Annotated in this window: 29 protein-coding genes; 15 read left to right on the forward strand and 14 right to left on the reverse strand. The window is 58.9% G+C overall.

Going from position 1 to position 26,720, the window contains the following annotated elements; genetic code table 11:
- Positions 1 to 39: 39 nt before the first annotated feature.
- Positions 40 to 1,479 (reverse strand): pyruvate kinase, encoded by a 1,440-nt coding sequence (pyk, locus tag MWU53_RS09790; RefSeq protein ID WP_247092830.1) that lies wholly within the window; start codon positions 1,477 to 1,479, stop codon positions 40 to 42.
- Positions 1,480 to 1,625: 146 nt separating this feature from the next.
- Here pyk and MWU53_RS09795 point away from each other — a divergent pair, with 146 nt between their 5' ends.
- From MWU53_RS09795 to parA, 4 genes are all read left to right on the forward strand, one after another.
- Entirely contained in the window at positions 1,626 to 2,366 is a 741-nt protein-coding gene (locus tag MWU53_RS09795; RefSeq protein ID WP_247093042.1) for an N-formylglutamate amidohydrolase, read from the forward strand.
- Position 2,367: 1 nt separating this feature from the next.
- Positions 2,368 to 2,703 carry a 5-carboxymethyl-2-hydroxymuconate isomerase gene (locus tag MWU53_RS09800; protein WP_247092832.1) on the forward strand — a complete coding sequence of 112 codons (336 nt, stop codon included), beginning with the start codon at positions 2,368 to 2,370 and terminating at the stop codon, positions 2,701 to 2,703.
- Positions 2,704 to 2,715: 12 nt separating this feature from the next.
- The gene (locus MWU53_RS09805) at positions 2,716 to 3,030 is read left to right on the forward strand and encodes a DUF1244 domain-containing protein (RefSeq protein WP_247092834.1); all 315 of its coding nucleotides are present in this window, start codon (positions 2,716 to 2,718) and stop codon (positions 3,028 to 3,030) included.
- Positions 3,031 to 3,146: 116 nt separating this feature from the next.
- A complete protein-coding gene (gene parA, locus MWU53_RS09810) occupies positions 3,147 to 3,785 on the forward strand; it encodes a ParA family partition ATPase (RefSeq protein WP_247092836.1) in 639 nt (212 codons plus the stop codon).
- A gap of 69 nt (positions 3,786 to 3,854) precedes the next feature.
- Here parA and MWU53_RS09815 read toward each other — a convergent pair whose 3' ends face one another.
- Positions 3,855 to 4,709 carry a D-amino-acid transaminase gene (locus MWU53_RS09815; RefSeq protein ID WP_247092838.1) on the reverse strand — a complete coding sequence of 285 codons (855 nt, stop codon included), beginning with the start codon at positions 4,707 to 4,709 and terminating at the stop codon, positions 3,855 to 3,857.
- A gap of 117 nt (positions 4,710 to 4,826) precedes the next feature.
- Between MWU53_RS09815 and MWU53_RS09820 the strand changes: the two genes are divergently transcribed.
- Positions 4,827 to 5,276: a DMT family transporter gene (locus MWU53_RS09820; RefSeq protein ID WP_247092839.1), complete on the forward strand. Its 450-nt coding sequence runs from the start codon at positions 4,827 to 4,829 to the stop codon at positions 5,274 to 5,276.
- 2 nt (positions 5,277 to 5,278) lie between these two features.
- Here MWU53_RS09820 and dgcA read toward each other — a convergent pair whose 3' ends face one another.
- Together dgcA and dgcN are read right to left on the reverse strand one after the other, a co-directional pair.
- Positions 5,279 to 6,244 carry an N-acetyl-D-Glu racemase DgcA gene (gene dgcA / locus MWU53_RS09825; protein WP_247092841.1) on the reverse strand — a complete coding sequence of 322 codons (966 nt, stop codon included), beginning with the start codon at positions 6,242 to 6,244 and terminating at the stop codon, positions 5,279 to 5,281.
- Positions 6,245 to 6,327: 83 nt separating this feature from the next.
- Positions 6,328 to 7,329: an N-acetyltransferase DgcN gene (gene dgcN, locus MWU53_RS09830; RefSeq protein WP_247092843.1), complete on the reverse strand. Its 1,002-nt coding sequence runs from the start codon at positions 7,327 to 7,329 to the stop codon at positions 6,328 to 6,330.
- A gap of 273 nt (positions 7,330 to 7,602) precedes the next feature.
- Here dgcN and MWU53_RS09835 point away from each other — a divergent pair, with 273 nt between their 5' ends.
- Complete coding sequence (locus MWU53_RS09835; RefSeq protein ID WP_247092845.1) at positions 7,603 to 8,562, forward strand: L-malyl-CoA/beta-methylmalyl-CoA lyase; 960 nt, start codon at positions 7,603 to 7,605, stop codon at positions 8,560 to 8,562.
- A 258-nt stretch (positions 8,563 to 8,820) separates the two neighbouring features.
- Positions 8,821 to 9,249 carry a Spy/CpxP family protein refolding chaperone gene (locus MWU53_RS09840; RefSeq protein ID WP_247092847.1) on the forward strand — a complete coding sequence of 143 codons (429 nt, stop codon included), beginning with the start codon at positions 8,821 to 8,823 and terminating at the stop codon, positions 9,247 to 9,249.
- 43 nt (positions 9,250 to 9,292) lie between these two features.
- Here the strand turns inward: MWU53_RS09840 and MWU53_RS15950 are convergent, their stop codons facing one another.
- The gene (locus MWU53_RS15950; RefSeq protein ID WP_281501363.1) at positions 9,293 to 9,415 is read right to left on the reverse strand and encodes a hypothetical protein; all 123 of its coding nucleotides are present in this window, start codon (positions 9,413 to 9,415) and stop codon (positions 9,293 to 9,295) included.
- Positions 9,416 to 9,607: 192 nt separating this feature from the next.
- On the opposite strand from MWU53_RS15950, the gene MWU53_RS09845 reads away from it, so the two are divergent.
- Both MWU53_RS09845 and MWU53_RS09850 read left to right on the forward strand, forming a co-directional pair.
- Positions 9,608 to 10,573 carry an acetyl-CoA carboxylase carboxyltransferase subunit alpha gene (locus MWU53_RS09845; RefSeq protein WP_247092849.1) on the forward strand — a complete coding sequence of 322 codons (966 nt, stop codon included), beginning with the start codon at positions 9,608 to 9,610 and terminating at the stop codon, positions 10,571 to 10,573.
- 87 nt (positions 10,574 to 10,660) lie between these two features.
- Positions 10,661 to 10,996 carry a carboxymuconolactone decarboxylase family protein gene (locus MWU53_RS09850; protein WP_247092850.1) on the forward strand — a complete coding sequence of 112 codons (336 nt, stop codon included), beginning with the start codon at positions 10,661 to 10,663 and terminating at the stop codon, positions 10,994 to 10,996.
- 3 nt (positions 10,997 to 10,999) lie between these two features.
- Here the strand turns inward: MWU53_RS09850 and MWU53_RS09855 are convergent, their stop codons facing one another.
- The 4 genes from MWU53_RS09855 to MWU53_RS09870 are packed head-to-tail and all read right to left on the reverse strand — an operon-like array spanning position 11,000 to position 13,915.
- Positions 11,000 to 11,605 (reverse strand): pyridoxamine 5'-phosphate oxidase family protein, encoded by a 606-nt coding sequence (locus MWU53_RS09855; protein WP_247092852.1) that lies wholly within the window; start codon positions 11,603 to 11,605, stop codon positions 11,000 to 11,002.
- Entirely contained in the window at positions 11,605 to 12,339 is a 735-nt protein-coding gene (locus tag MWU53_RS09860) for a lysophospholipid acyltransferase family protein (RefSeq protein ID WP_247092854.1), read from the reverse strand. The genes MWU53_RS09855 and MWU53_RS09860 overlap by 1 nt, the downstream gene beginning before the upstream one ends.
- Positions 12,339 to 13,241 (reverse strand): FtsX-like permease family protein, encoded by a 903-nt coding sequence (locus tag MWU53_RS09865; RefSeq protein WP_247093044.1) that lies wholly within the window; start codon positions 13,239 to 13,241, stop codon positions 12,339 to 12,341. Before MWU53_RS09865 ends, MWU53_RS09860 begins: the two co-directional genes overlap by 1 nt.
- On the reverse strand, positions 13,241 to 13,915 hold the full coding sequence (locus MWU53_RS09870) for an ATP-binding cassette domain-containing protein (RefSeq protein ID WP_247092856.1): 675 nt from the start codon (positions 13,913 to 13,915) through the stop codon (positions 13,241 to 13,243). The genes MWU53_RS09865 and MWU53_RS09870 overlap by 1 nt, the downstream gene beginning before the upstream one ends.
- 157 nt (positions 13,916 to 14,072) lie before the next feature.
- On the opposite strand from MWU53_RS09870, the gene MWU53_RS09875 reads away from it, so the two are divergent.
- Positions 14,073 to 15,062: a zinc-ribbon domain-containing protein gene (locus tag MWU53_RS09875; protein WP_247092858.1), complete on the forward strand. Its 990-nt coding sequence runs from the start codon at positions 14,073 to 14,075 to the stop codon at positions 15,060 to 15,062.
- A gap of 42 nt (positions 15,063 to 15,104) precedes the next feature.
- On the opposite strand, the gene MWU53_RS09880 is transcribed toward MWU53_RS09875, so the two are convergent.
- The 4 genes from MWU53_RS09880 to MWU53_RS09895 all read right to left on the reverse strand — a co-directional run bounded on the left by MWU53_RS09880 (position 15,105) and on the right by MWU53_RS09895 (position 19,404).
- The gene (locus MWU53_RS09880; protein WP_247092859.1) at positions 15,105 to 16,121 is read right to left on the reverse strand and encodes an AbrB family transcriptional regulator; all 1,017 of its coding nucleotides are present in this window, start codon (positions 16,119 to 16,121) and stop codon (positions 15,105 to 15,107) included.
- A 33-nt stretch (positions 16,122 to 16,154) separates the two neighbouring features.
- Positions 16,155 to 17,669, reverse strand: a complete 1,515-nt coding sequence (locus tag MWU53_RS09885; RefSeq protein ID WP_247092860.1) for a tripartite tricarboxylate transporter permease — start codon at positions 17,667 to 17,669, stop codon at positions 16,155 to 16,157.
- 11 nt (positions 17,670 to 17,680) lie between these two features.
- Positions 17,681 to 18,163, reverse strand: a complete 483-nt coding sequence (locus MWU53_RS09890) for a tripartite tricarboxylate transporter TctB family protein (protein WP_247092861.1) — start codon at positions 18,161 to 18,163, stop codon at positions 17,681 to 17,683.
- 263 nt (positions 18,164 to 18,426) lie between these two features.
- A complete protein-coding gene (locus MWU53_RS09895; protein ID WP_247092862.1) occupies positions 18,427 to 19,404 on the reverse strand; it encodes a tripartite tricarboxylate transporter substrate-binding protein in 978 nt (325 codons plus the stop codon).
- 118 nt (positions 19,405 to 19,522) lie between these two features.
- Here MWU53_RS09895 and MWU53_RS09900 point away from each other — a divergent pair, with 118 nt between their 5' ends.
- From MWU53_RS09900 to MWU53_RS09915, 4 genes are all read left to right on the forward strand, one after another.
- Positions 19,523 to 20,188: a response regulator transcription factor gene (locus tag MWU53_RS09900; RefSeq protein ID WP_247092863.1), complete on the forward strand. Its 666-nt coding sequence runs from the start codon at positions 19,523 to 19,525 to the stop codon at positions 20,186 to 20,188.
- Entirely contained in the window at positions 20,185 to 21,561 is a 1,377-nt protein-coding gene (locus MWU53_RS09905) for a sensor histidine kinase (RefSeq protein WP_247092864.1), read from the forward strand. The genes MWU53_RS09900 and MWU53_RS09905 overlap by 4 nt, the downstream gene beginning before the upstream one ends.
- A complete protein-coding gene (locus MWU53_RS09910; RefSeq protein WP_247092865.1) occupies positions 21,531 to 22,547 on the forward strand; it encodes an ABC transporter substrate-binding protein in 1,017 nt (338 codons plus the stop codon). Before MWU53_RS09905 ends, MWU53_RS09910 begins: the two co-directional genes overlap by 31 nt.
- Before the next feature lie 170 nt (positions 22,548 to 22,717).
- Positions 22,718 to 23,650, forward strand: coding sequence for a hypothetical protein (locus MWU53_RS09915; protein WP_247092867.1), 933 nt, complete (start codon positions 22,718 to 22,720; stop codon positions 23,648 to 23,650).
- Here MWU53_RS09915 and MWU53_RS09920 read toward each other — a convergent pair.
- A complete protein-coding gene (locus tag MWU53_RS09920; protein ID WP_247092868.1) occupies positions 23,647 to 24,729 on the reverse strand; it encodes a hypothetical protein in 1,083 nt (360 codons plus the stop codon). The genes MWU53_RS09915 and MWU53_RS09920 overlap by 4 nt on opposite strands.
- A gap of 95 nt (positions 24,730 to 24,824) precedes the next feature.
- On the opposite strand from MWU53_RS09920, the gene MWU53_RS09925 reads away from it, so the two are divergent.
- Complete coding sequence (locus MWU53_RS09925; protein WP_247092869.1) at positions 24,825 to 26,720, forward strand: DUF4422 domain-containing protein; 1,896 nt, start codon at positions 24,825 to 24,827, stop codon at positions 26,718 to 26,720.

The raw sequence follows: 26,720 nt of genomic DNA on the forward strand, positions 1-26,720 counted from the left end.
TAACTTGATACAAACTGCACCAAGTATAGCTCAATCTGATCAGGTTGCGTAGATCATACTTTCGTCACAGGGCGCCACGCGCAGAATGTTGGTGGTTCCGGGCACATTGAAAGGCACGCCGGCGGTCACAACAATCTGGTCTGTTTCTTCCGCAAAACCAGCACTTCTGGCAGCGCGCGCAGCAGATACCACTGCCGCCTTGAAGCGCTCAACCTCGCCGGCGGTCACGAAACAGTTGGTCCCCCAGGACAGGCACAGACGGCGCGCCGTACCACGCAACGGGGTCAGCGCGATAATCGGCACACGGGGACGTTCCCGCGATGTCAAAAGCGCCGTGGTGCCAGATTGGGTAAAGCAGCAGATTGCCTTGATGTCCGTGGTTTCCGCGATCTCGCGTGCGGCGGCCACGATGGCATCATTGATGCCGGACCGACTTGCCACGCGGGAGGCTTCGACCTGCGCGCGGTAGGTGTCATCATTCTCGACCTCGATGGCGACGGCGTTCATGGTGGACACGGCCTCGACCGGGTATTGCCCAGCGGCACTTTCAGCCGACAGCATCACCGCATCCGCACCATCATAAATCGCGTTCGCCACGTCCGAGACCTCGGCCCGCGTCGGCATGGGGCTTTCGATCATGCTTTCCAGCATCTGTGTGGCAACAATGACCGGCTTGCCCGCACGACGGCAGGCAAGGACCAAGCGCTTTTGGATCGGTGGCACGGCGTGTACGGGCAGCTCAACACCAAGGTCGCCACGGGCAACCATGATCCCATCAGACGCTTCAAGGATGGCGCTAAAAGCATCTACCGCGGCGGGTTTTTCGATTTTCGACAAAACCGCGGCACGCCCTTTTGCCAGATCGCGGGCTTCCTCGACGTCTTCCGGGCGCTGCACAAAGCTGAGCGCCAGCCAGTCCACGCCCAGTTGACAGGCAAATTCCAGATCCGCGCGATCCTTGTCAGACAGCGCCGCAAGCGGAAGCACCACGTCCGGCACGTTGACACCCTTGCGGTCAGAAATCGTTCCGCCGACCTCGACCTCGCAATCGGCAAAATCCGGGCCGCATTCCTTGACCTTCAGACGCAGCTTTCCGTCATTCACCAGAAGGGTCGATCCGGGCTTCAGCGCCGCGAAGATCTCGGGATGGGGCAGGCAGACGCGATGCCCTTCGCCGGGGGTCTCGTCCAGATCAAAGCGGAACTCTTGCCCCTCTTCGATATCGGCGGCCCCGGCAGAGAACACACCGCAGCGCAGCTTCGGTCCCTGTAGGTCGGCCAAGATCGCAATCGGGCGGTCCAGATCTTTTTCCACCTGACGCACCAGGGCATGACGCGCGCGCTGCTCGTCATGGGTGCCGTGGGACATGTTCATGCGAAATACATCGGCCCCAGCTTCGAACAGCGCACGAATTGTATCGTAGTCACTTGAAGACGGGCCCAGTGTTGCGACGATCTTGACATTACGATGGCGTCTCACGGCGCACCTCTCTTTCATTTCTTACGCGGGGTCAGCCGCTCTATGCCCTAATTTGTTAGCGCTGACAACAAAATGTTAGCGCTCACATGTGGCGCTCGGCTTTGACCTCGCTTAAAGGGGATGTGAAACAGAAAAACAACACCATCATGACATACCTTCCATTTCACGTTCATGGGCCGGATCGGCCCTCGCGCTGGCTGATCACGTGTGACCATGCCGCAAATACCGTGCCCACCTGCGTCGGCAACGGCGATCTGGGCATCGCACCCGAGGATATGAACCGCCACATCGCTTATGATGTTGGCGCCGCCGGGGTCAGTATCCATCTGGCCGAGCTTCTGGACGCGCCCGCGATCCTGTCCAACTTCTCGCGCCTTGTGATCGACCCCAACCGGGGCGAGGACGATCCGACATTGTTGATGAAGCTTTACGACGGCACCGTGATCCCCGCGAACCGCCATGCGGATGCAACCGAAAAAGCCCGCCGTCTGGAGGCCTTCCACCGCCCCTATCACAACGCGCTGGCAGATATGGCCGCCCGTCAGGACAATACGGTGATCGTGGCGATGCATTCCTATACGCCACAACTGAACGGCCGCGATCCGCGCCCGTGGCACGTTGCAGTCCTGCATGAAAAAGACAGTCGCATCGCGACGCCTCTGATCAAGAAGTTGGAGCAGGACCCCGATCTTTGCGTCGGTGAAAATGAACCTTATGGCGGCCATCTGGACGGCGACAGCATCGACCGTCACGCGGTGCTGCAAAAGCGCCCCAATGTGCTGATCGAGATCCGCAACGACTTGATTGAGACGGAAGAGCATCAGCGCGCTTGGGCCGAACGTCTGGCACCGATCCTGATGGAAACTCTGGCCGAAACGGGGCTCTGACATGCCACATATCCGCATCGAATACACCGGCGAGGCTGACGCGGCCATGCAAGCCCTGTGCGAGGCGTTGCTTGACGCGCTGTCATCCCATGACGCCATCCCCAACCCCGCTTCGATCAAGGTCCGGGCGCTGCCGACCGCCTATGCCGTGATGGGCACCGAGGCGCAAAGCTTTGCCCACGCGCAATTCGCACTGCTTCCCGGGCGCTCCGAAGCCGTGAAATCCGACCTTTCCAGGCTGATCCTATCCACCATGCGCGCCCATCTGCCGCAGATCGCCAACCTATCCGTTGACGTCGAAGACCTCAGCCCCTCCTATGCCAAAGACGTTCTCTAAGGAGTAACCCACATGGACGACCAGACCCGTATCGAGATCGAAGCCGCAGCCTTCCGCCGCCTGCAAAAGCACCTGATGGAAGACCGCACTGACGCGCAGAACATCGACATGATGAATCTGGCCGGCTTTTGCCGCAACTGCCTTGCCCGCTGGTATCAGGAAGCCGCCAACGATCGCGGCATCGAAATGTCGAAGGAAGAAGGTCGCGAAGCGTTCTATGGCATGACCATGGCCGAGTGGAAGGCGAACTATCAGACCGACGCCAGCCCGGAAAAGCAGGCCGCGTTCGAAGTGGCGTTCAAAGAGAACGTGACGGACAAGCAGTAAACATCACCGGAAGCTTCTGGGAAAATTACCCGGAAACTTCCGTACAATATATCCTATCGCTCCTCCCCCCCAAGTGGTATGCTGCAGCGCAGAAACGACATTTGGAGGCTTGACCAATGAGCAGTCGGATCATCTGCGTGGCGCAGCAGAAGGGTGGCGCGGGCAAAACAACGCTCGTCTCGAACCTGGCCATCGCGTTCCTGTCCGAGGGAAAAAGCGTGGCTCTGTTGGACACGGATCCCCAAGGCAGTCTTGGTAAGTGGTTGGATATTCGCGAAGAAACGCTGGGCGAGGATGAAAATCTTCAGTTCGCGACCGCCACCGCCTATGGCATCTCGCGCGCCATTCGTGGGGTCAAGGAACAGGCCGACGTCGTTCTGATCGACACGCCCCCCAAAGCCGACAGCGACGTGCGCTGGGTGCTAAGTGAGTCGGATCTGGTGCTGGTCCCCGTCTCGGCCAGCAAGGCCGATGTCTGGGCAACCAATGATGTTCTGGACTTGGCGGACCGGGCTGGGAAACCAACGAATGTTGTCATGAACCGCACACGTAATGGGACGCGCGTTGGCGAACAGGTGTCCACTGCGGTCGCCGAGCTTGGTGCAAAACCGTTGCAGTCATCCCTGTCCAGCAGGGTAATTTATGCCGAGGCGCTCGGTCGCGGACTGGGTGTGTTGGAAGCGAAACGAACTGGTCCCGCGGCGGACGAAGTACGCGCACTGGCGGCCGAGGTGGCTGCCGCTTTGAAGCTGTAAAGCCGCACGCACCTGTTCAACAAAAAGGGGCCGCAACTGCAGCCCCTTCGGAATTCGATACCTTTTGGCTTAGACGGCCTTCTTCAGGCTCTCATCCAGATAGATCTCGCGCAGGCGCAGGGCCACGTTGCCCGGCGCACCATCGCCCAGCGCCTTGCCGTCGATTTCCACAACCGGCATCACGAAGGCCGAGGCCGAGGTGAAGAATGCTTCATCCGCATTCTGCGCTTCTTCGATGGTGAAGTTACGCTCTTCGATCTCCATCTGGGCTTCTTCGGCGAAGCGCAGAACAGCGGCACGGGTGATGCCGTGCAGAATGTCGTTGGACAGGCCGCGCGTGATGATCTTGCCGTCTTTCACGATGTACACGTTGTTCGACGTGCCCTCGGTCACGAAGCCATCTTCCACCAGCCACGCATCATCTGCACCAGCCGCCTTAGCCATCATCTTGCCCATCGACGGGTACAGCAGCTGAACCGTTTTGATGTCGCGACGACCCCAGCGGATATCCTCGATCGAGATCACCTTCATCGGCTTCACAGTCGCAGCCAGACCCGGCTTGTTCTGGGTGAACAGAACCACGGTCGGCTTCACCTTCTCGGGGTCCGGGAAGACGAAATCACGGTCGCTGTCCGCCCCGCGCGAAATCTGCAAATAGACCAGACCCTCGTCAATCTCGTTCACGCGCACCAGCTCGCGGTGGACTTCCAGAAGATCTTCTTTCGAGATCGGGTTCTCGATCCCCAGCTCGTTCAGCGAACGCGCCAGACGCACGGCGTGACCCTCGAAATCAATCAGCTTGCTGTTCAGCACGCTGGTTACCTCATACACCGCGTCCGCAAACAGGAAACCACGGTCAAAGATCGAGACGCTGGCTTCGGTCTCGGGCAGATATTCTCCGTTTACGTAAACGGTGCGGGTCATGTCAGGTCTCCTTCATGTGACGCTCGGGCATGTGACGCTGCGGGCCATTTGACCCGTGCGGCATTTCCTGTTTGGGGTGTTGATACAAATACCGACGCCAGAGTCAAAGGAAACCCCATGCCCAGTGCCACGCAATCCGCCGCCATCATGTTGACCGCCGGGATTGGCATTCCGGTTCTGGCCGCGCTGAACGCCGCTTTGGGCCAACGCATGGGGTCGCCAATTGCGGCGGGTTTGATCCTGTTCGTGGTGGCGTTCCTGACCACCGGCGTCGTGTTCCTTTTGTCCGGCGCGTCGCTGAAAGGCGCGGTGGGGTCTCCGCCACACCTGTTCTTCGCGGGCTGCCTTGTGGCGTTCTACGTCCTGACCATTACCTGGGTTGCGCCCAGCTTTGGTGTCGGAAATGCCGTGTTCTTTGTGCTGATCGGACAGTTGATCGCCGCCGCCGCCATTGACCATTTCGGCCTGTTTGGCGCGAATATCACGCCCCTGACCTTCTGGCGCGTGGCCGGAATTTCGGTCATGGGCGTAGGCGTTTTCCTGACCCAGATTGCAGGGCGCGGCTGACATTAGCCCCAGAGTGCGGCACTAGGCGGGTGAACGCCCGCATCGTCAAACAGAAGCGGCGTGTCGCGGTCCTCGGCCAGCAGCAGCGGCCCATCCAGATCAGTGACCATCGCGCCCTGCGCCACCAGCGTGGCAGGCGCCATCGCCAGGCTTGATCCGACCATACAGCCAACCATTACCGCATAGCCTTCGGCCAAGGCGGCCTCGCGCAACGCCAGCGCCTCGGTCAGCCCGCCGGTCTTGTCCAGCTTGATGTTCACCACATCATACTTGCCCTTCAACTTGGGCAGGCTGGTGCGATCATGGCAACTTTCATCGGCACAAACGGGCACCGGACGCTCCATCCCGATCAGCGCATCGTCTTCACCCGCAGGCAAAGGCTGCTCAACCAAATCCACGCCCAGACGCACCAGATGCGGAGCCAGATCGGCATAGACCTCGGCCGACCAACCTTCGTTGGCGTCGACGATGATGCGCGAGGTGGGGGCACCTGCCCGCACGGCCTCAAGCCGGGGCATATCGTCCGGCGTGCCAAGCTTGATCTTCAGCAAAGGACGATGCGCGTTCTTCGCAGCTTGCGCCTGCATCTCGGCAGGTTCGGCCAGCGATAGGGTATAGGCGGTGATCTCAGGCCCCGGCGCAGTCAGCCCGGCCAGCTCCCACGCACGTTTACCCGCGCGCTTCGCCTCCAGATCCCACAACGCACAGTCGACGGCATTGCGCGCCGCACCGGCGGGCAACAGATCATACAGCGCCGCACGGGTCACATCCGCAGGCAGCCCCATGATCTCGTCCGTCACACTTTCCAGCGTCTCGTCATAGCGCGCATAGGGCACACATTCTCCCCAACCCAAATGATTGCCATCCTGAACCCGAACGGTCAGAACCTTCGCTTCGGTCCGCGACCCGCGCGAGATGGTGAACACCTGCGCCAGCTTGAACACGTCCGGAGTGACTGAGATTTCCACGCGCCTGCCCTCTTTTTTCTTGTCATAAATATCCCGGGGGTCTGGGGGCCGAGCCCCCAGCCACCAGAGCCGCTAACGCACTATCAGATCGCTTCCAGCGCATCCACCAGCTTGCCCGCGCCATAGCGGAACGGGTCGGTCGCGGGCAGGCCCATGTCGGCCTCAACCTTCGCCAGATAGGCCTTGGCGTCGTCATCCGACATGTGCTGCGTGTTGACCGAAACGCCAATCACCTGACAGGCCGGGTTCGCCACTTTCGCCAAGTTCAGCGCCGTGTCGCGCAGCGCTTCCAGCGAGGGCTGGGTGTACTCGGGCAGACCGCGCATATGCTCGCGAGTCGGCTCGTGCGCCAGAACCAGCGCGTCCGGCTGACCGCCATGGATCAGCGCCATGGTCACGCCCGAATAGGACACGTGGAACAGCGACCCCTGACCTTCGATGTGGTCCCAGTGGTCCTCGTCATTGTCCGGGGTCAGATACTCGACCGAACCCGCCATGAAGTCGGCGATCACAGCATCCAGCGGCACGCCGTCGCCGGTGATCAGGATACCGGTCTGGCCAGTGGCGCGGAAGGTCGACTTCAGGCCGCGCTCGCGCATTTCAGCATCCATGCACAGGGCCGTGTACATCTTACCGACCGAGCAGTCGGTGCCCACAGCCAAACAGCGCTTACCTGTGCGTTTCTTGCCATTTGCAATCGGGTAGTCGACCTCGGGGATGCGCACGTCGTGCAGCTCTTGGCCGGTCGCTTCAGCCACGGCAACCAGATCGGGCTCGTCGCGCAGCAGGTTGTGCAGGCCCGAGGCCAGATCGAACCCTTCTTCCAGCGCAGTGACCAGCACCTTCTTCCACTCTTTGGAAATCACGCCGCCACGGTTGGCCACGCCAACAACCAGCGTTTTCGCGCCAGCGGCTTTAGCTTCGGCCAGCGTCATGTCGGTCAGACCCAGATCCGCGCCGCAGCCTTCCATACGGAACTGACCCACGGCGTTTTCAGGGCGCCAGTCACGGATGCCGATGGCCACTTTGGCGGCCAGTTGGTCGGGCGCGTCGCCCAGGAACAGAAGATACGGTGTCTTGATCATGGCCGTGGCCCTTTCGATGAGTGGTGGAGATATCCGTCGCGTCATTTTGACGATTATCCGGCGTATTTTCTTCCGAACTCCCTTCGAAACGCGGCAATTTCGCAAATTCCTTCGTCTAATCGACATCCTTGCGCAAGTTTCTTCGACGCAACGTCGGTTTATCCAAGAATCCGCCCGCCGATGCTGCGGGCGCAAAATAACCTTGCGGGCAGCGCAGCAATTTAATAACGATTGCACCCAAGAAATCGCAACATCATTACCGAGAGGCCCGTCATGTCCTTCCGACTGCAACCTGCCGCCCCGTCCCGCCCGAACCGCTGCCAACTGTTTGGCCCGGGCTCGAACACCAAGCTGTTCCCGAAAATGGCGGCCTCGGCTGCTGACGTGATCAACCTCGACCTCGAGGACTCGGTGGCCCCTTCGGACAAAGATGTGGCCCGTGCCAACATCATCGAAGCGCTGAACACCATTGATTGGGGCAACAAATACATGTCGGTGCGTATCAACAGCCTCGACACCCCCTATTGGTACCGCGATGTTGTCGACCTGCTGGAACAAGCCGGCGACCGCATCGACCAGATCATGATCCCGAAAGTGGGCTGCGCTGAAGACGTCTACGCCGTGGACGCGCTGGTCACCGCCATCGAACGCGCCAAGGGCCGCACCAAGCCGGTCAGCTTTGAGGTGATCATCGAATCGGCCGCTGGCATCGCCCATGTAGAAGCCATCGCGGCCTCGTCGCCTCGCCTGCAGGCCATGTCACTAGGTGCTGCTGACTTTGCAGCCTCGATGGGCATGCAGACCACCGGCATCGGCGGGACGCAGGAAAACTATTACATGATGCGCGAAGGCGTGAAGCACTGGTCCGACCCGTGGCATTGGGCGCAGGCCGCCATCGTCGCCGCCTGCCGCACCCACGGCATCCTGCCGGTCGACGGCCCGTTCGGCGATTTCTCGGACGACGAAGGATACATCGCGCAGGCCAAACGCTCGGCCACTTTGGGCATGGTCGGCAAATGGGCCATCCACCCCAAGCAGATTGCGCTGGCGAACGAGGTCTTCACCCCGTCGGAAGAAGCCGTCGTCGAGGCCCGCGAGATCCTTGCCGCCATGGAACAGGCGAAAGCCAACGGCGAAGGCGCAACCGTCTACAAAGGCCGTCTGGTCGACATCGCGTCGATCAAACAGGCCGAGGTGATCGTGGCACAGTCCGAGCTGATCGCTGGCAGCTAAAGCGTTATCAGGAATCAGCAATCCGTATGTGGACGCAATCGCGTTCGAGCCGAAGGCGAGAGGCAGCGAATGCAGCCACATGCGAACCTGAAAACGCTCTAACTAAAAGAATATTCCCCGACTGGCCCCGCGTTTACGCGGGGCTTTTTTTATGCGCGGTCAACTGGTCGCATGGGCAATCGCGTGTCGGGGGCTAAGGTGGGCGCGGGTCATGACGAGGCCCGTTTGGGGACGCATCCCAAACTGAAAGACACAAAGATGAAACCGCTTCTTATCGCCACCGCGCTCACCCTTGGCCTGTCCGGGGCTGCTCTGGCACAAATGCAACCCTCCAACCCCGCGAAAACCGGCCTGTCGCGCCCGGTGATCCAACTGACCGGCATTCTGGCCAAAAACATGGACGTGCTTCAGCTGAACGACGAACAGCGCGCGGATGTGAAAAACTGGGTCGCCAGCATGCCCGCTAACCGCAAGGCGCTTGAGTCTGAAACGGTCGAGCTGCGTGCAACCCTGCGCCAAGCCATCGTGGATGGCAAACCCACCGCCGAGCGTCAGGCCATCGCCGACAAGATCGGCGCGAACGAGGTCAAATTGGTGATGATGCGGTCAAACTGCGCCGATCACTGGCGCGTGGTTCTGACCGAAGAGCAGTTCGCCAAACTGCTGGAAATCGCAGGCGTATCCTGATCCTGTAGGGCGGCGGCACAGCGTGTTGCCGCCCTCACTGTTCCTACAGCCCGACCAGCACCTCGGACGTCGCAACTGCGGCGAAGCTTAGGGTCATCAGCAAGACCAAATAGCTGGCGGTGAAGGCTCGAAAGGCGCGGCGTTTCGAGAATATGGTCTGTGTCATGCGTCTGCTCCCTTCGCGTTTCGACGTGGTCTGATCCAAATGGCCAAAGCGGTCATCTAATTATCAAACGCGCGTGCTGGGGATTCCCGTCGCCGGAATCGACATTTTGAGCAGTCTGGATTTTTGCCCCCCGTTGCAAAGCCGCTTCCCAAGCGTCATATAGTCATGAACATTGTGTAATCAGGCAGGCCCATGACCAACTATCTCGAGTTTGAAAAACCGCTGGCTGAAATCGAAGGCAAGGCAGAAGAGCTGCGCGCGCTTGCCCGCAACAACAAAGAGATGGATGTCGAAGGCGAGGCGCAAGCGCTGGACGCCAAGGCCGACAAGCTTCTGAAAGAACTGTACGAGGGTCTGACCCCCTGGCGCAAATGCCAGGTCGCGCGTCACCCCGACCGCCCGCATTGCCGCGATTACATCAACGCGCTGTTCACCGAATACACGCCGCTGGCAGGCGACCGGAACTTTGCCGATGACCACGCGGTCATGGGTGGTCTGGGCCGCATCGGCGACATCCCGGTGGTCGTCATGGGTCAGGAAAAAGGCCACGACACCAAGACCCGTATCGAACGCAATTTCGGCATGGCCCGTCCCGAGGGCTATCGCAAAGCCATCCGCCTGATGGATCTGGCCGACCGCTTTGGCCTGCCCATCGTGGCACTGGTCGACACCCCCGGAGCCTATCCCGGCAAAGGCGCGGAAGAGCGCGGCCAGTCCGAGGCCATCGCGCGTTCAACCGAACGCAGCCTGAACGTGAAATCGCCTGTCGTCTCGGTCATCATTGGCGAAGGTGGCTCGGGCGGTGCGGTTGCACTGGCCACGGCGAACTCGGTCATGATGCTGGAGCATTCGATCTATTCCGTGATCTCGCCCGAGGGCTGCGCGTCGATCCTGTGGAAAGACGCCGAGAAGATGCGGGAAGCGGCTGAGGCGCTGCGCTTGACGGCGCAAGACCTGAAACAAATCGGCGTGATCGACCAGATCATCCCCGAACCGATGGGCGGCGCCCAGCGCGGTCGCGATGAAACCATCGCCGCTGTCGGCAAAGCCATCGAGGCCGAGCTGAAAGCGCTGATGAAGCGCCAGAAGGGCGACTCGCTATTGAAAGAGCGCCGCGAGAAGTTCCTCAAGATGGGCTCGAAGGGTCTGGCGGCCTAACATCCTGATCACGCTTTCGTGGGGCGGGTTGGAAGCCCGGCCCGCGTCCACAATATTCACGGGAACCACACATCAGGAGGGTTCCCCGTGGATTGGAAAGCATTTCTTGCAGAAACCGAAGGCAATATTGGACATCTGGCCAAGGACGTTCCGGCCACGATGAAAGGCTTTGGTCAAATGGGTGCTGCGGCTAAGACCGACGGCGTGCTCAGCGAGAAGACCAAGGAATTCATTGCCCTCGGCATCGCCATCTCGACCCGCTGCGATAGTTGCATCGGCTTTCACGTGCGGTCACTGGTCCGACTGGGCACCACGCTGGATGAGCTGAACGAGGCCTTGGCCATGGCGACCTATATGGGCGGCGGCCCGTCGCTGGCGTACAGCGCCAAGGCGCGTGAAGCCTATGAGCAGTTCAGCGCCTGACAGCTACCACATCGACGATTTCGCACGTTCCGGCCACTCCTTATCATAGCTGGCCCCATCAAACGCGCCGGACGTCATCTCTTTCAGCATGTCGCCGACGCTGGGCAGGTCTGCGCTTTCATCGCCGGCGCTCCAAATCTTCGAGCGCATGATGGCGCGGGCGCATTGAGAATAGATCTCGTGAATCCGGATCACGGCCACAGTCCGGGGCTGTTTTCCGGTTTTCTCGAACCGGGCGCGCAGGTCGGGATCGGCGGTTAGCTTGGCCTCGCCATTCACGCGAACCACATTGTTCGAACCCGGCACCATGAACATCATGGACACGCGCGGGTCATTGACGATGTTGCGCAAGCTGTCGATCCGTTCGTTGCCACGCCAATCGGGCAAGGCAAGGTGACGTTCGTCCAACTCTAGCACCACGGGGCCATCGTCCCCACGTGGGCTGCCATCGGTGCCTTCCGGGCCCACCGTCGTCAAAATGCAAAAGCGGGATGCCATGATCCAAGCGCGATAGGTGGGCGTCAGATGATCGGCGACTTTGACCAAAGACGCCTCTCCCGGGGTGCCGTAAAGCGTTTCAAGTTCTTCGGTACTTTCGATGAAATCCATTATGTCTCCAGCTTAAATCCGGCCTCTTCCATCAACGCGTCCGAGCCGCTTTCCACCACATCCTCGATCCGCTCCATAAACGCGCCAAGCTTAAGGCCTGGCTCGATCGGGTCGTGGAATTCCAGCACCGCAAGCCCCGGATGGCGCATGATCCCATGGCGTTTCCAGAACACGCCCACATTGGTCGACGCGGGAATGACAGGTTGTCCAGTTTCCTTGTACAGAACGCCCGTGCCAACCTTATAGGGTTTCTTGGCCCCCGCCGCGACGCGCGTCCCTTGCGAGAAGATCACAAGCTGCCCGGGCTTCGACTGCCCATCCTTCACGGCCGCAACCATCTGTTTGATCGCAGCCCCCTTCTTACCGCGGTTCACCGGGATCGAGTTGGTATAGACCGCGTAGATGTTGATGATCGGCGCCCATTTCAGCTGGCTTTTATAGATGAACTTCAAGCGCGGCAGGACCGAGGCCAGCAGCAGAATGTCAAAGAATGACTGATGTTTCGCGGCGATCAGAACCTCGCCGGTTGGCACCTCGCCCCGGATTTCGCTTTTCAGCCCGACCATCCAGGACGCTGTCCAGCGGACCCAGTTGCAGTAAAAACGGATCACCTTGAACGCATTGTCGCGCTTGATCCAGACAAGGGGGACACCGATAAAGCCGACGATCGGCAGCATGATGTACATCTGAGTGATGAACAGAAGCGAGCGCAGCCATTGAATTGCGTTCCGCATCAGCGTTTCTCCTGCAAGGTTGTCAGGGCGGCTTGGCGGGTGGCAAGGAACGCCACCAAAGCCGCGAAGGGTGGGATCAACAGGGGCCAGAGCCACTGCCAGCCTTGAAGGCCAAGCCCGGTCAGGAAGCCACCTTCCGACCCAGCCGAGGGCAGCAAGAACAGCGCCAGCGCGCCCAGAACGGTGCCAACAGCGGACCCGCCCAGCGCGCGCAGCGTGTAGCGGCGCACAAAGGCATGGGCGATATAGCTGTCCCGCGCACCGATCAGACGCAGCACGCGGATCACCTGTTCGTTGGCAGATAGCGCAGCCGAGGCCGCCAGCGTGATCACCACCCCTGCCAGCGTCGTGATCAGGACAATCGCGACGAAGCCCAATGACCGCAGACGCGTGGCGGCTTTCACCAAAGGTTCGCGCCAGCGGGCGTGATCATCCAGAATGGCACCGGGGGCTTCGCCCGCCAGTCGGGCACGCAACCCGTCGGCATCAAAGCCCTCGTCATTCTCGATCACTTCGACAAGTCGCGGGATCGGCAGACGGTCAAGCGGCAGATCCGGGCCGAACCACGGCTCGAGCAACGCGCGCTGTTCTTCTTCCCCAAGGGGTCGCGCCTCTTTCACGCCGGGGGTGGTGGCCAAGATCTCGGTCACGGCCAGCAGTTGGGCGTCCATCTGGTCCAGCGGGGCCGAAATACGAATGGTGGCGCTTTTGGCCAGCGCATCGCCCCAGCGGTCGGCCAGGCGTCCGGTTGCCAGCGACAGGGCCAAGGCGAACACCGCCAAAAACGCCATCGCGGCCGACGCAAAGACCGTCAGACGTGCGGTGAACCCGGTGGGCGGGACCACGCGGTCGGCCTGCGCATCGCCAGACAGAAATCGGAGCATGTTGGACAAGAGGTTCATCACAGATTTGCCCCCGCCAATGCGACCTGATGGTTCGAAATCCGCAGCACGCGTGCCTGCACCTGCGATTTGGCAGACCGGATCAGGTTCATGTCGTGGGTGGCAATCATCACCGTCTTGCCCATGCGGTTCAGTTCGACCAACAACTGAAGCAGGCGCACGGACATCTCCCAATCCACATTGCCCGTCGGCTCATCCGCCAGAATCACGTCCGGAGACATAATCACCGCCCGCGCAAGCGCCGCCCGTTGACGTTCACCGCCAGACAGCTCGGGGGGCTTGGCATTGGCCTGCTGCTGCAACCCGACCCAGGCCAGAAGCTCTTGCAGCTCAGACGGATCATGCAGTGCGCGGCCTGACACCGTCAGCGGCAGCATGATGTTTTCAGCAAGGCTGAGGTGGTCCAGAAACTGGCAATCCTGATGCACAACACCGATCCGGCGGCGCACTTCAGCCACATCATCACGCTGCATATCGCGTACGTTCTGGCCGAACAAAGCAACACTGCCCTGTTCCGCGACCAGTTCGCCATAGCACAGCTTCATCAACGTGGTTTTCCCTGCCCCGGATGGGCCGGTCAAAAAATGAAACGATCCCTGCGCCAAGGACAAGGTCACATCGGACAACAACGTCCCGGTGCCATAGCCATAAGCGACCTGTTCCAGCTCGATCAATGTGATGCCCTCGTGCTTGCTTGGCGCTAGTTGTGCCCCAGCTAGCGGATTGTTTCAATGTGCGACACACGAGTGTTTGATTTCCGCAAGCTTTTTGCTCATATTACTCTTGATTGAGACGGGAAATATCCTGTCGATCTTAGGGGATAGGTATAAAATGCGTTTGGTTTGCCCCAATTGCGGCGCTCAGTACGAAGTTGATGATCGCGTGATGCCCGGCGAAGGGCGCGATGTTCAGTGTTCGAATTGTGGTCACGCGTGGTTCTTCACTCCGCCACGACCCGCAACCGCCCAATCCGAGGTCAAACCCGAGCCGAAGATCGAAATCCCAGCCCCACTGGCGCCCAGTATCGAAGCGGCATTCAAGTCTGATCCGGCACCCGCTCCAACTCCCAAGCCCGCCCCGGAAGATACGCCAAACGCTGACCCCGAGGACAGCAAAGACGTTGCCAACGCGGATCCTGTCGATGTTCCGGATGTGGCGACTGACGATGTCGAAGATACGCCGATCGAAACTGAGGCCGAGGTCGAAGCTGACGACGGTGATGATGTTGTCGTGGACACTCCAATCCCCGCCGCCGCTGTGCCCCGCAAAGAGGTCAGCGAAGAGGTCAAACAGATCCTTCAGGAAGAAGCCGAGCGAGAACTGCGTGCCCGCGAGGTCGAAAGCCAGCGCCTTGAGACACAGCCGGACCTTGGCTTGGACGCGGCCCAACGTGACAACGATGCCGAGCTTGCCGCCCGCCTTCAGCAAATGGAAGCGGATGCGGCCGACGCGGAAGAGGGTATCGAAGAAAAAGACCTTCGTAGCCGCGACATGCTTCCGGATATCGAAGAGATCAACTCGACCCTCGACGCGCCCGAAGCTTCGGATGACACGCGGATCGATCTTGGCCCGATGGCCGGGGACACCGCGTCCGGTGGCAAAGGGTTCCGTCGCGGCTTTAGCCTGAGCATCTTGCTGGCAGTGATTCTGGTCAGCCTCTACGTACTCGCCCCGCAAATCAGCGAACGCTTCCCGCAGGCGCAAGGCGTGCTTGACCAGTATACCGCATTCGGCGACAGCACCCGGCTGTGGCTGGAAGGCGCCATGCAATCCGCGATCGAGAAAATGCGCGGTTTGATGGACACCTCGTCCGAAGGGTAAGCCAACATTCCTAGAATGTGATGATCGCAGGTTCGACGCGTTTCAGCGCCCCGGAAACCTGCGCCCAATTACCGGTGCAAACAGGACGACAATGACGATCCGAAGGATGTGGTGCGTGACGACATAGGCCAGATCCGACCCTGCGATGATCGCAATCACCACCATCTCGGCCTGACCGCCGGGCAGGAAGGCCAACAAGGCGTCAAGCGAGGGTGCTAGGTCCAACCGGGTGATGACAATGAAGAACCCAAACGAGATCACCCCAAGCAGGACGGAATACAGGATCCCCGCCACGACATTCACGCGGATTTCCCGGCTGGTGATGCCAACGTATTTCACGCCCACGGCGATACCAATGAAGAACTGCGCGGCTTGAATGATCTCGGCCGGGGGGCGGGTTTCAATCACGCCCGCCAAGGACAAAGCGGTGGTCACGATCATTGGCCCAAGGATCGAGGCGCCAAACAGGCCAATGCGTTCGAAAAACTTCCAGCCGAACAAACCCGCCGCTACCATGATCCCTATCTGCACGGGCGAGACTGACGACATGGGCTGCCCCGGTGGGGCGCTCAGATCCAGCCCCCAGACGAACTGCATCAAAACAGGCGCGCAGCTGACCAGAACGACGACACGGGTTGCATGGATCAGGGACAGCGCGCGTGGATCGCCGCCGGCTTCCTCGCCGAAGATCAGCATGTCCTGAAGCCCGCCGGGCATGGCGCTGTACCAGGACGTGACGGGGTCCAAGCCAAAGACATGGCGCAGCAACGGGTATCCCACCACGGCAATGGTCGCGATGAACACCGGCACGAAGGCCAGGGAACTTGCGATCTCGGGCATGCGGCCCAGCAGCTCGGGCGTGATCGAGCTGCCGACAGCGACCCCAAGAAACGTCCGCATAAACATGCCGAACTGCCCAGCGCCCTTCAGGCGTACGCCACCCAGCGCGGCAATCAGGCAGGCGAACATCGGTCCAAGCAGAAACGGCAAAGGCAGCCCAAGGATATAGAACCCCAGACTGCCTGCACCTGCGATCAGAAAGGTCAAAGCACGCGACATGCTGTTAGCCTTCCGCCTTAGTTGACATACACATCAATCACCTTCTGCCACGCCTTCCTGACGCGCTTTCGCACGGCGCGCGCGATAGCTTGGGATGACCACCAGCAGAACCGCGATCACCAACAGACCAAGGGTCATCGGCCGGTCGACGATGAACCCGATCCCATCATAGAGCTGCATCGAGCGCGAGAAGTTGTCCTCCAGCATCCCGCCCAGAATGAAGCCAATCAGCAGTGGGGCCAGCGGATAGTCCGCGAACTTCAGGACCGTCGCACAAATGCCCATGCCAACAAGGATCAAAAGCTCGGTCGCGTTGTTCTGCCCGATGTAGCTGCCCATCAGCGTGAAGAACAGGATGAACGGGATCAGATAGGTCCGCGGGATGGTCAGAACCTTGGCGATATAGGGGATCAGCGGCAGGTTCAGGATCAACAGAACAAGGTTGCCGATATACATCGAGATGATGACCGCCCAGAAGATCTGCGGCTCGTCGATCATCAGGCGCGGGCCCGGCGTAACGTTCAGCGCGATCAGTGCGCCAAGCAGGATCGCCGTGGTGCCCGAACCGGGAATGCCCAGTGTCAGAAGCGGCACGAACGACCCTGTACAGGCGGCGTTATTGGCAGTTTCGGGTGCGGCAAGCCCTTTGATGGATCCTTTGCCGAACTCTTCCTGTTCTTCCTTGGTGGCGATGTTGCGTTCCACTGCGTAGCCAAGGAACGACGCGATGGTAGCCCCTGCCCCCGGCAATACGCCGATGAAGAAGCCCTGGATCGACTGGCGGCCAATGACCGGCGCAATCTTGCGCCCCTCTTCTCGGGTGATGCGCAGGTTTTCGATCTTGCCGCTGGCACCTTGGGCTGACCGCTTGGGGTTCAGGACCAGAAACAGCGCCTCGGGCAAGGCGAACATCGCCATGGCCAGCGTGATGAAGCTGAAGCCTGACTGCAGGTCCATCAGCCCCATGGTGAAGCGCGGCATGTTGAACAGGGCGCCCTCGCCCACCGTGGCCATGACAAGCCCCAGCAAGGTCATCAGGATGGCTTTGCCCACGTTTCCGGTCCCCGCGAAGGCCGCGATGGCAGACAGGCCGACAACCATCAGCGCGAAATACTCGGCCGAGTGGAACAAGAGCGCGACGGTCGACAGCATGGGTGCGAAGATCATCAGAAGCAGTGCACCAATGCTGCCCCCCGCGAACGAGGCGATGGCCGCAATGGTCAGCGCCTTACCCGCCTGCCCTTTTCGGGCCATCGGGTAGCCATCGAAACTTGACGCCACGGTACCCGCCACGCCCGGCGCGTTCAGCAGGATAGACGAGGTCGAGCCGCCGAAAATGGCACCGTAATACACACCAGCCAACAGAATGATGGCTGCCGACGGGTCCCCGATCGTAATGGCGACGGGGATCATGATGGCGATGATCGACATCGGGCCCAGACCCGGCAGCATGCCGATAAAGGTGCCGATCAGACAGCCGGCGATCACCATCAAAAGGTTTTGGATTGAGAATGCGGCGCTCAGGCCGATCAGAAGTCCTTCGATCATGTCTCAGCTCCTTAGAAAAAGAATGGCCAGGGGCGCAGGAAGATGCCCAGCACTTCGTCCACCAGATACCAGACAACAAAGCTGGCGATGGCCGCGACCGGCAACAGGATGTGGAACTTGCGTTCACCCAAGGTGAAAGACCCGCAGCTTAGGAAGGCGAAGGTGGCGAACAAGAATCCCGCGGGGCGCAGAAGCAGCGCATAGGCCACCATCAGTCCCAAGAGCGACAGCGCTTGGCCCAGATAATAATCCCCAAGACGTCGATAATCGATGTCCGGCTCTTGGTCACTTTCAGGGGACTTTTCAAACCCCAGCAGAATGAACAGCGACGTGGCGATCGTCAGGACAGCCAGAACCTTGGGAAAGGTGCTTGGCCAGATCGGGTTACGCTGCATGAACGGCGGTAAAGACGCGTCCATGGTGAAAAATGCGGCATATCCATAGGCCAGCGCGGCGCACAGAATGATGAATGAGACCCAGCGATCCAAAGCCATCAGGATCCTCCTTGTTCCGGTGTTGGGACGGGGCGTTGCCCCTCTTGAGCCTGCGGCTCAATTCACCCCAAGGTATTTTGGGCAAGAGGAAAGAGGTTGTTAACCATTCTTCCGCTAGGCTCCATCTACGGTACAGGCTGAGGAGCCGATGACCGTGCAAGGGGAAGGTGTTTCCTTCCATTGGGGAGGGCCTGCGCTCTCCCCTTCCTCTTGCCCGAAATACCTCGGGGAGCGCGAGGGGCTGGCCCCTCGCACCCGATGTTTTAAAGGAAGCCCAGCTTCTTCATCAGGTCACCGATGACCTTTTCCTGACCTTCCAGAAAGGTTCTGAAGTCGTCGCCCGAATTGTGGATGTTGACCCAGCCATTGCGCGCGCGCACGGCTTCCCATTCCGGGGTGGCGTACATCTTGGTGATGGCCTCTTGGTACATGGCCAGCTTGTCGGCCGGCAGACCGGGGGCTGCGAAGAACCCGCGCCAGTTAACGAAAGATGTGTCGATCCCCTGCTCTTTCATGGTCGGCGCATCATAGGCTGCGACACGGTCATCTGCGGTTACGCCCAGGATCTTAACTTCGCCTGCATCTGCCAATGCCACAGCTTCCGAGAACCCGGTCGACAGGGCTGCGATTTCGCCTGACAGCAGGGCTGCCATTGCTTTACCGCCTGCGTCGTACGGGATGTACTTCACAGCCAGCGCGTCTTTGCCCGCGGCCTCCATCACCATTGCGGCGACCAGATGGTCCATACCACCCGGAACCGAACCGCCGCCAATTGCGGTGCCCGATGCATCTGCGTCAAACGCGGCCAGCAGATCACCCATCGAATTCAGCGGGCTGTCTTTGCCCACCACGATGGCGGCATAGTCACCGATTGTGCCCGAGACCAGCGTCAGGTCACGGAAGTTATGCGGGAACACGCCGGTCAGCGAGCGGATCACGATCGGGGTCGAGTTGACCATCAGCGTGCCGTGCTGGCTGTCCGCGTTTTCGATCAGATAACCGATGGCCTTACCACCGCCGCCACCCGACATGTTTTCGTAGGATGCGGTGCCAACCAGACCAGCGCCGGTCAAGGCTTCGCCGGTTCCACGCGCGGTGCCGTCCCAGCCGCCACCTGCGCCACCCGGGATCAGGAAGTGAATGCTGTCAACGACCTTGTGGTCGTCAGCAAAAACCGGGGCAGCAAGGCTCAGTGATGCAGCAGCAGCGATAAAGGCGCGACGGCCCAATTTGAATTTCATGTTTATGTCCTCCCATTTGACATTGGCGACACTTGCCGCTCATGTCGGAAGAGGGTGACAATCTAAGCTGACACAAAGCTGACACGACTAAAAAACGAGCAAAAAGAGAAAAACTTACATGCGATTCCTGCTGATCGAGGACAACGAACAACTAGCCGAAGCTGTCGTGGACAGGTTGATGCTGGATGGGCATGTCGTCGATCACGCACCCGATATTCAGACCGGGCATGACTTCACGGCGACAACTTCTTATGATTTGATTTTGCTGGATATTATGCTTCCCGACGGTGACGGGAGAACCTTTCTGGCGCGGCATCGAAAACAGGAAGAAAGCACGCCGGTCATCGTTCTGACGGCGCGCTCGGAAGTGGCGGATCGCGTCGGACTTCTGGATCTTGGCGCGGATGACTACATGGTCAAACCGATCGACTTTTCCGAGCTGGAAGCACGGTGCCGCGCGGTGATGCGCCGTCGTGGAGGCGCCGCGCAGAACCTTCTGACCCTCGGAAATCTCCGCTTCGATTCGCTGTCAGGGACGCTGAAACTCCCCGATCAGGACATCCAGCTACGCACCCGCGAGCTGCGCCTTTTCGAGGTTTTGGCGAACGCGCCCGGACAAGTATTTTCGAAATCAACGCTGGTGGACCGACTGTTTTCCTATGACGAAGACGTCACCGAGAACGCGATCGAAGTCTATATCGGGCGGCTGCGTCGCCACCTTGAGGCCTCGACCGTGAAGATCACAACCATCCGCGGACTTGGCTATAAGCTCGAGGTCGCATGAGCACACCCGTCGCACATGGCTCGATCCGCCGCAGGCTGTTGCTGTCACTTTTGGCAAGTGCAGCCGTTCTGGCGATTGTTGTCTACTTCGTCGTGCAATCCGTGGCGCGGCAGGTGGCGCAGGAAAGCCAGGACAACGTGCTGACCGCGTCCGCCCTGTCCATTCTAGACAGCGCGCGTTTAAGCGGAGGCGAGATCAGCATCGACCTGCCCTACTCTGCCTTGTCGATGCTGGACAGTATCTCGGACGAACGCGTGTTCTATGCGATCCGACTTGAGAACGAGTTTCTAAGCGGCTACGCCGACTTGCCGGAAGCGAAAGAAAATGGCGCTGTATCGCCAGCATATCTGTCGGCCATGTTCCTTGGTGAAGAAGTCCGTGTTGCCACGGTCAGACGCCGGATGTCGACGGATACGGGTCGAAGTTTTCTTAAAGTAACGGTGGCACAGACACTTTCCGGTCAGAAACAGACGCTTGCACGGATCTCGCGGACATCGATGGGGATCGGGGCGGGGTTCTTCCTTGTCTGGGTGTTGTTGGCGGCGCTCATCTCGCGCAGCACGATCCGCCCGCTGGATCGACTGACAAGCTCGGTTTCCCGCAGGGGCCCCAAAGACCTGCGCCCGGTGGCGGCCCCCGTCCCGTCCGAGATGGTGCCGCTGGTTGCCTCGTTGAACTCTTTCATGCGCCGTTTGCAGCAATCCCTGATGCGATCCGAGGATTTCATCGCAGAAGCCGCGCATAGGGTCCGCACGCCGCTGGCCGTCGTACGAACCAAGGCAGAGGTTGCACAGCGCAAATCTGATGATCCCGAGACCCGCAAAGCATTAAGGGAAATGATCCGCGCCATCGACGACAGCTCGCGCACGGCGGGGCAGCTTCTGGATCACGCGATGGTGACCTTCCGACTGGATCATCTGGCACGGGAAGAGATTAGCCTGCATCGCCTTGTGCACGACACTGTCGAACGCATGCGCCCGACTTCGGAACTGAAGGATGTCACGCTTGAGGCGACCGAGGTCGAGACGGCGGTCATCAAGGGCGACCCCATTTTGGTGCAGAATGCGCTGCACAATCTTTTGGACAATGCGGTGAAGTATTCGCCATCCGGCGCCGAGATCCTCGTGGCGCTGACCACCACCGATGACGGCGCAACAATCAGCGTCAACGACACCGGCCCCGGCTTTCAGACAGATGAGTTGGACGAACTTCCGAAGCGCTTTGCGCGCGGGGCGAACACGCAAGACATCGTCGGCTCTGGCTTGGGGCTAACCATCGCGAAAGAGGTGGTCGAGGCCCACGGCGGCACCTTACACATCACGAACAACCCAGGAGGCGGCGCATGCGTCAGTTTGCTCTTTCCATCGTCCTGATCTTCGCTGCTGGATGGGCCAGCGCCTTCGAGGCTGAAGAGGTCGCGCGGTTTGGACCGTCGGACAGCGACAGTGAATTGCGGATCATCTCGACCGCCGATATCGCCTTCTTTGAGCCGATGATCTCGTCCTTCCTTGCCTCGGTGCCCGGCACCGCCATCGAGTACACGGTGGTCAGCTCGTCTGAGCTGCAAAAGGCGATTGTCGATGAAGGCGAGGCGTTTGACGTCGCCGTGTCCAGCGCAATGGACCTGCAAACCAAGCTGGCCAATGACGGCTGGGCCCAGCGTTTCACGCCCGGGTCCACCAGCGCTCTTCCAGACTGGGCGGTGTGGAATGACATGTTGTTCGCGTTCACGCAGGAACCCGCGGCGATCGTCGTGTCCAAGTCCGGTTTCGGTGACCTTCCCCTGCCTGAAAGCAGAAACGACCTGATCAACCTGTTGCGCCAGCACCCTGACCTTTTCCGCGGCCGGGTCGGCACCTATGACGTGCGCCAGTCTGGCCTAGGCTATCTGTTCGCGACCCAAGACACGCGGGCCTCCGAGATCTATTGGCGCCTGACCGAGGTCATGGGCGGGCTGGATGCGCAGCTTTACTGTTGCTCGTCCGACATGATCGACGCGGTCAAATCCGGTGATCTGCTGATCGCCTACAACGTTCTTGGAAGTTATGCGATCAACCGCGAGGATCGGGACGAGTTCGCCATCATCCTGCCGGCAGATTTCACCACGGTCATGTTGCGCACCGCGTTGATCCCCAGCAATGCGCCGTCATCCGAACTTGCGGCCCTGTTTCTGGATCACCTGATGACACGATCACATGGGCAAGATGCGCAGCTTCTAACCAACCCAGCGCTTGATCTCAGCCAGAATGAAGCCGCCTTGAACCGCATACGGATCGGACCGGGTCTTCTTGTCTTCTTGGATCAACTCAAGAAGCGTGCGTTTCTTTCAGAATGGGAAAGCGCAATATTGCAGAAGTAGGCCGAACCGAACTTTCCCAGCCGGTGACAAGAATCTGCCTATCAGGAACGACTCAATCATTGCGATAGACCACAGAGACATTACCAGCTAGTCAGCAAAAAGATCAGGTAGATGCAGTTCCACAGGACTGATAACTCTGCAATCGTTTCGGACGTGAAGTGGCGCTAAATATGAAGCTAATCCTACATATCGGGCAGGAAAAAACCGGCACTACAGCCCTGCAGCATGGGCTTTATTTGAACGAAGCTGTTCTGAATCAGCATGGCTTTTGCCTTAGTCATACGATTGACAGTACCAATAATCGTGGACTTGTTGCCTGCTTCCAAAAGAACCCTGACAACTATTTTATCCTCAACAACCTCACATCGCCCGAAGCAATTGAAGCGTTTAGGAACAGAACCCTCGCGGGCTTTCAGGCAGAGGTTAAGGAACTCTCTAAACACTATCACACGCTGATTGTGACCTCTGAGCACTTTCAAAGCCGTCTGGTCCAGCCCAACAGCATTGCCCAGCTGTCAGAGTACCTGAATGGTATTTTTGATGATATTGACGTGATCTGCTATTTCCGTCGGCAGGACAGCAAAGTGTCCAGCGCCTATAGCACGCATATAAGCGTCGGCGGCACGGGCAGCTTTTCGAAACATCTGGAGAACGCAAAGCGCCGGAGAAACGGCAATTTCAATTACGTCTATTTTGCCAACAAGTGGACCGCACATTTCGCGTCCTCGCGCTTCATGCCGCGGTTTTTTTCCCGCAACGCATTGGAGGGGGGGGACATCATGGTAGATTTTTTCAGCGCCTTGGGATCGCCGCAAGTTGCGGACGATCTAGAGACCCCCGCAGGAGAGCGGAACGTCTCACTTTCGCGTCGGGGATTGTGGCTGCTGCGACGAACAAACCGCCTGTTTCCACGCTTTCGCAACGGGCGAGAAAGCAAAATTCACCGACTGATCACTGGCGTGATCAAGGCATCGCGATGGGCACAGTTTGGTCCAAAGCTGGATGTCACGCAGCTAGATCCAGAGTTTATGTCTCATTTCGAGAAGAAGAACCGGCGGTTCTTAAAAGAATACATGCCGCATATCCGTCCCGAAGATTTCTAACGCTGGAACTTACGACGTAGACTTGAAAGGCCGCGCTTGAAACCCCGCATTTGGGGGGGTTCAGTGCAGATCCGCCTGATATCTTCTTTCATGGCCCGTGGAAGGTCGACATCTTCTGTTGGGGGAACGGGCTTGTTTTCAAACAGGGCAGCGCATGGCGTGTACATAAAGGGCAGCAACTGCTCTTTCTCCGCCTCGGCCACATGGCTGATTTTAGCTCTCAGGGCATCGTCGATGTGTAGATACCTGTTGCGGTCCTCGAGTTTTTGGATGCTGTGCTTTGCGCTATAGGCCACGATCCTGCGCTGGTGTTCTTTAAATTCCGACTGACGCAAGTAATGCCGGGCTTCTCGAAAACACATCTGCAACTGGTTGCCCTTCCGAGCATTAACGTTTTTTCTCGGCGGATTTGCAAACTCGCCTTCCAGTCCCAGATACCTGGCCATGAAATCTAGATATGGTTCGTTCAGGTCATTCTTCTCAATCGAAACAAGCCTGATTTCATTCTCTGGGCAATGTGCTTTTATTGCGTTGACATAGCTCATAAAGGAATAGACGGGAAAACCGTATGCATCCTCTGCGGCATCCAAGATGCCCTGCGGCGTCAGGTTCCCGGCCAGCGCAAGTTCATGGGGCTCGATCCCGAACAAGGTCGCTTTGTAAAACTGCGCGATCACAGAGTCCGCGAAGTCATACACATTGCGCAGACTAATCAGGATATGAACATTCTCTGCGCCATGAATCCGGTTCAGATACGTGACAAGCGGGTTTTTCCGCCTAGCAAGTTGCGAGTGAATATCCTCCGAGGAAAACACGATATCCCGGTCCCCGGCCTCGGTCAGAACAGATTGATATGCGCTGACAAAATCGCTCTCGGTCAGCGTCCTTGCGGCATGTTGCAACGGCTTATGACGGCGATATCCTGCAGGTGTTCGCATTGCCTGCGGGTAGCACAATCCGGCATCCATGCATTGAGCATAGTTGTCTGCCAACGTAGATTGCAGTGCAGACGTTGCCGTTTTTGGAAGGCCAACATGGAGTGTTACGCGCCTATTTTGCAAAGGTTTAAGCACTTTCATGTCGATTTCCCCGTTATTCTGTCAGGAGGATTGTAAAACGTACACTCGCCTAATAAGAGCGTGAGAAAGCCCCCCGAATGCAAAGCCCGAATACGATGTCTGTAAGATTTTACACTGCGTACCACAAGCCCTCACATATCGTTTCAAACGCTGCGGTTCAGCCCATTCATGTGGGCGCAGCGCTTTCCGGACACGAACTGGGCATGCTGCGGGATGACAGCGGAGATCATATCTCGGCCAAGAACCCGTTTTTCTGCGAGCTGACAGCGCAATACTGGGCGTGGAAGAATGACGCGGACTCCACTCATATCGGGCTGCAGCATTATCGGCGTTTTCTGCATATGTCTTATGAAGAGGGCATGTCGCACAAAGACGCGCACGGGGTACCCTTGCCCGGTTTCTTCTACGGATTTGACACTGAAATCGGACAAAGCGCTGAAAACCTGCAGCGCCTGTGTGCGCAGTACGACGTCATTGTTCCCGATCGTTTCGACGTGCGCGAGATCGGTTTTCGGACCGTGCGCGAGCAGTACGGGAAAGCCGAGCACCATTTTGAAGATGACCTTGATATTGTCGGCGAGATCATCGCACAACATCATCCGGATTATGTGCAGGCATTTGCCGATGCGCTGTCTGACAAGGTTTTCTATCAGACCAACACGTACCTTTTGCGCCGCGATATTTTCCACGCCTACAGCGAATGGATGTTTGACATCCTGTTTCGCGCCGAGGCGCGCATAGACGCCGCCGCCCGCACCCAGCAGGAAGCGCGCGTGTTTGGATACCTGTCCGAGCGCCTGTTCAACGCCTTCATTCGCAAGTACCGCCAAGACCATCCTGACACGACGATCTTGGAGGTGCCATTAGCGCTTATCCAAGACACCAAGCCGCTGGAACCGGTGCCGGAGTTCTTCGAATTTCCCGATGTGGCTGAGACGATGCACATCGCAGTGGCAACTGACGTGAACTTTGCGATGTATTGCCATGCGCTGGTCGCCTCGATCATTCATACGCGAAAAGAAGACTACGGCATTAGCATCATGCTGATGGAAGGCGGGCTGTCCGACGACGATATTGCGCAGTTCCGCCAGTACGAACAGGACTATCCGAATGTGCGGATTCAGGTCTTGTCGATGGCCTATGCGTTCTCGAACACCTACCTTCGCCCGCCCTTCTCGAAAGAAACGTTTTATCGGCTGATCTTGCCGGACCTGCTACCCAACCATGATAAGATCATCTATCTGGACGCCGACATGGTCGCTGTAGATGACATGATCGACCTGTGGAGGTTTGACGTCTCAGACGCCCCAGTTGCCGCCGCTACGGATTATATCAACGTTGCGTTTCAGAAGAATGGGACGCGCAGCGATGGCGTGACAGGCGCGCTTCCTGCCAAGGAATATGCTGCAAAAATTCTGGGGATGGAGGGGATCGAAGATCGCTATTTCCAGGCCGGGACACTGGTGATGAATCTGGACATCCTGCGCAGCCGCGACATGTCGCGTATCCTGGTCGATGATCTGAAGCACAACAAATACTGGTTCCTGGATCAGGACGTGTTGAACAAGTATCTGGCGCGGGATGCCAAAATTCTGCCGCAGGAATGGAATGTCTATTATCTGGGCTGGGATCTGAAACGGGTGCTGGACGCGGATATTCTGGCGCAGCTGGACCAAGCAAAGCGGGACGCCAAGATCGCGCATTACGCAGGCATTGCCAAACCGTGGCAGAACAACCTGCATCCCCTCAGCGCTGCATTCTGGGAACACGCGCGCCGCACGCCCTATTACGATACCCTGATGGCCCTGAAAACCGGCAGGCCGCTCTTGCCCGCGTTCCCCATTCCTCGGGCGCGCGATGGCACATCCGGCGTCAACAGACCCGTCAACAAACGCGGGGTCGTCGGACGCATCAATCGCCGCATGCGCGCCGCGGCACGCATCTATCTGCCACCGCGGATGAAGTGGGCGATCAAGCGGGTGCTAGGCTAG

It is taken from the genome of Aliiroseovarius sp. S1123 (assembly GCF_023015885.1).
Taxonomy (GTDB): Bacteria; Pseudomonadota; Alphaproteobacteria; order Rhodobacterales; family Rhodobacteraceae; genus Aliiroseovarius.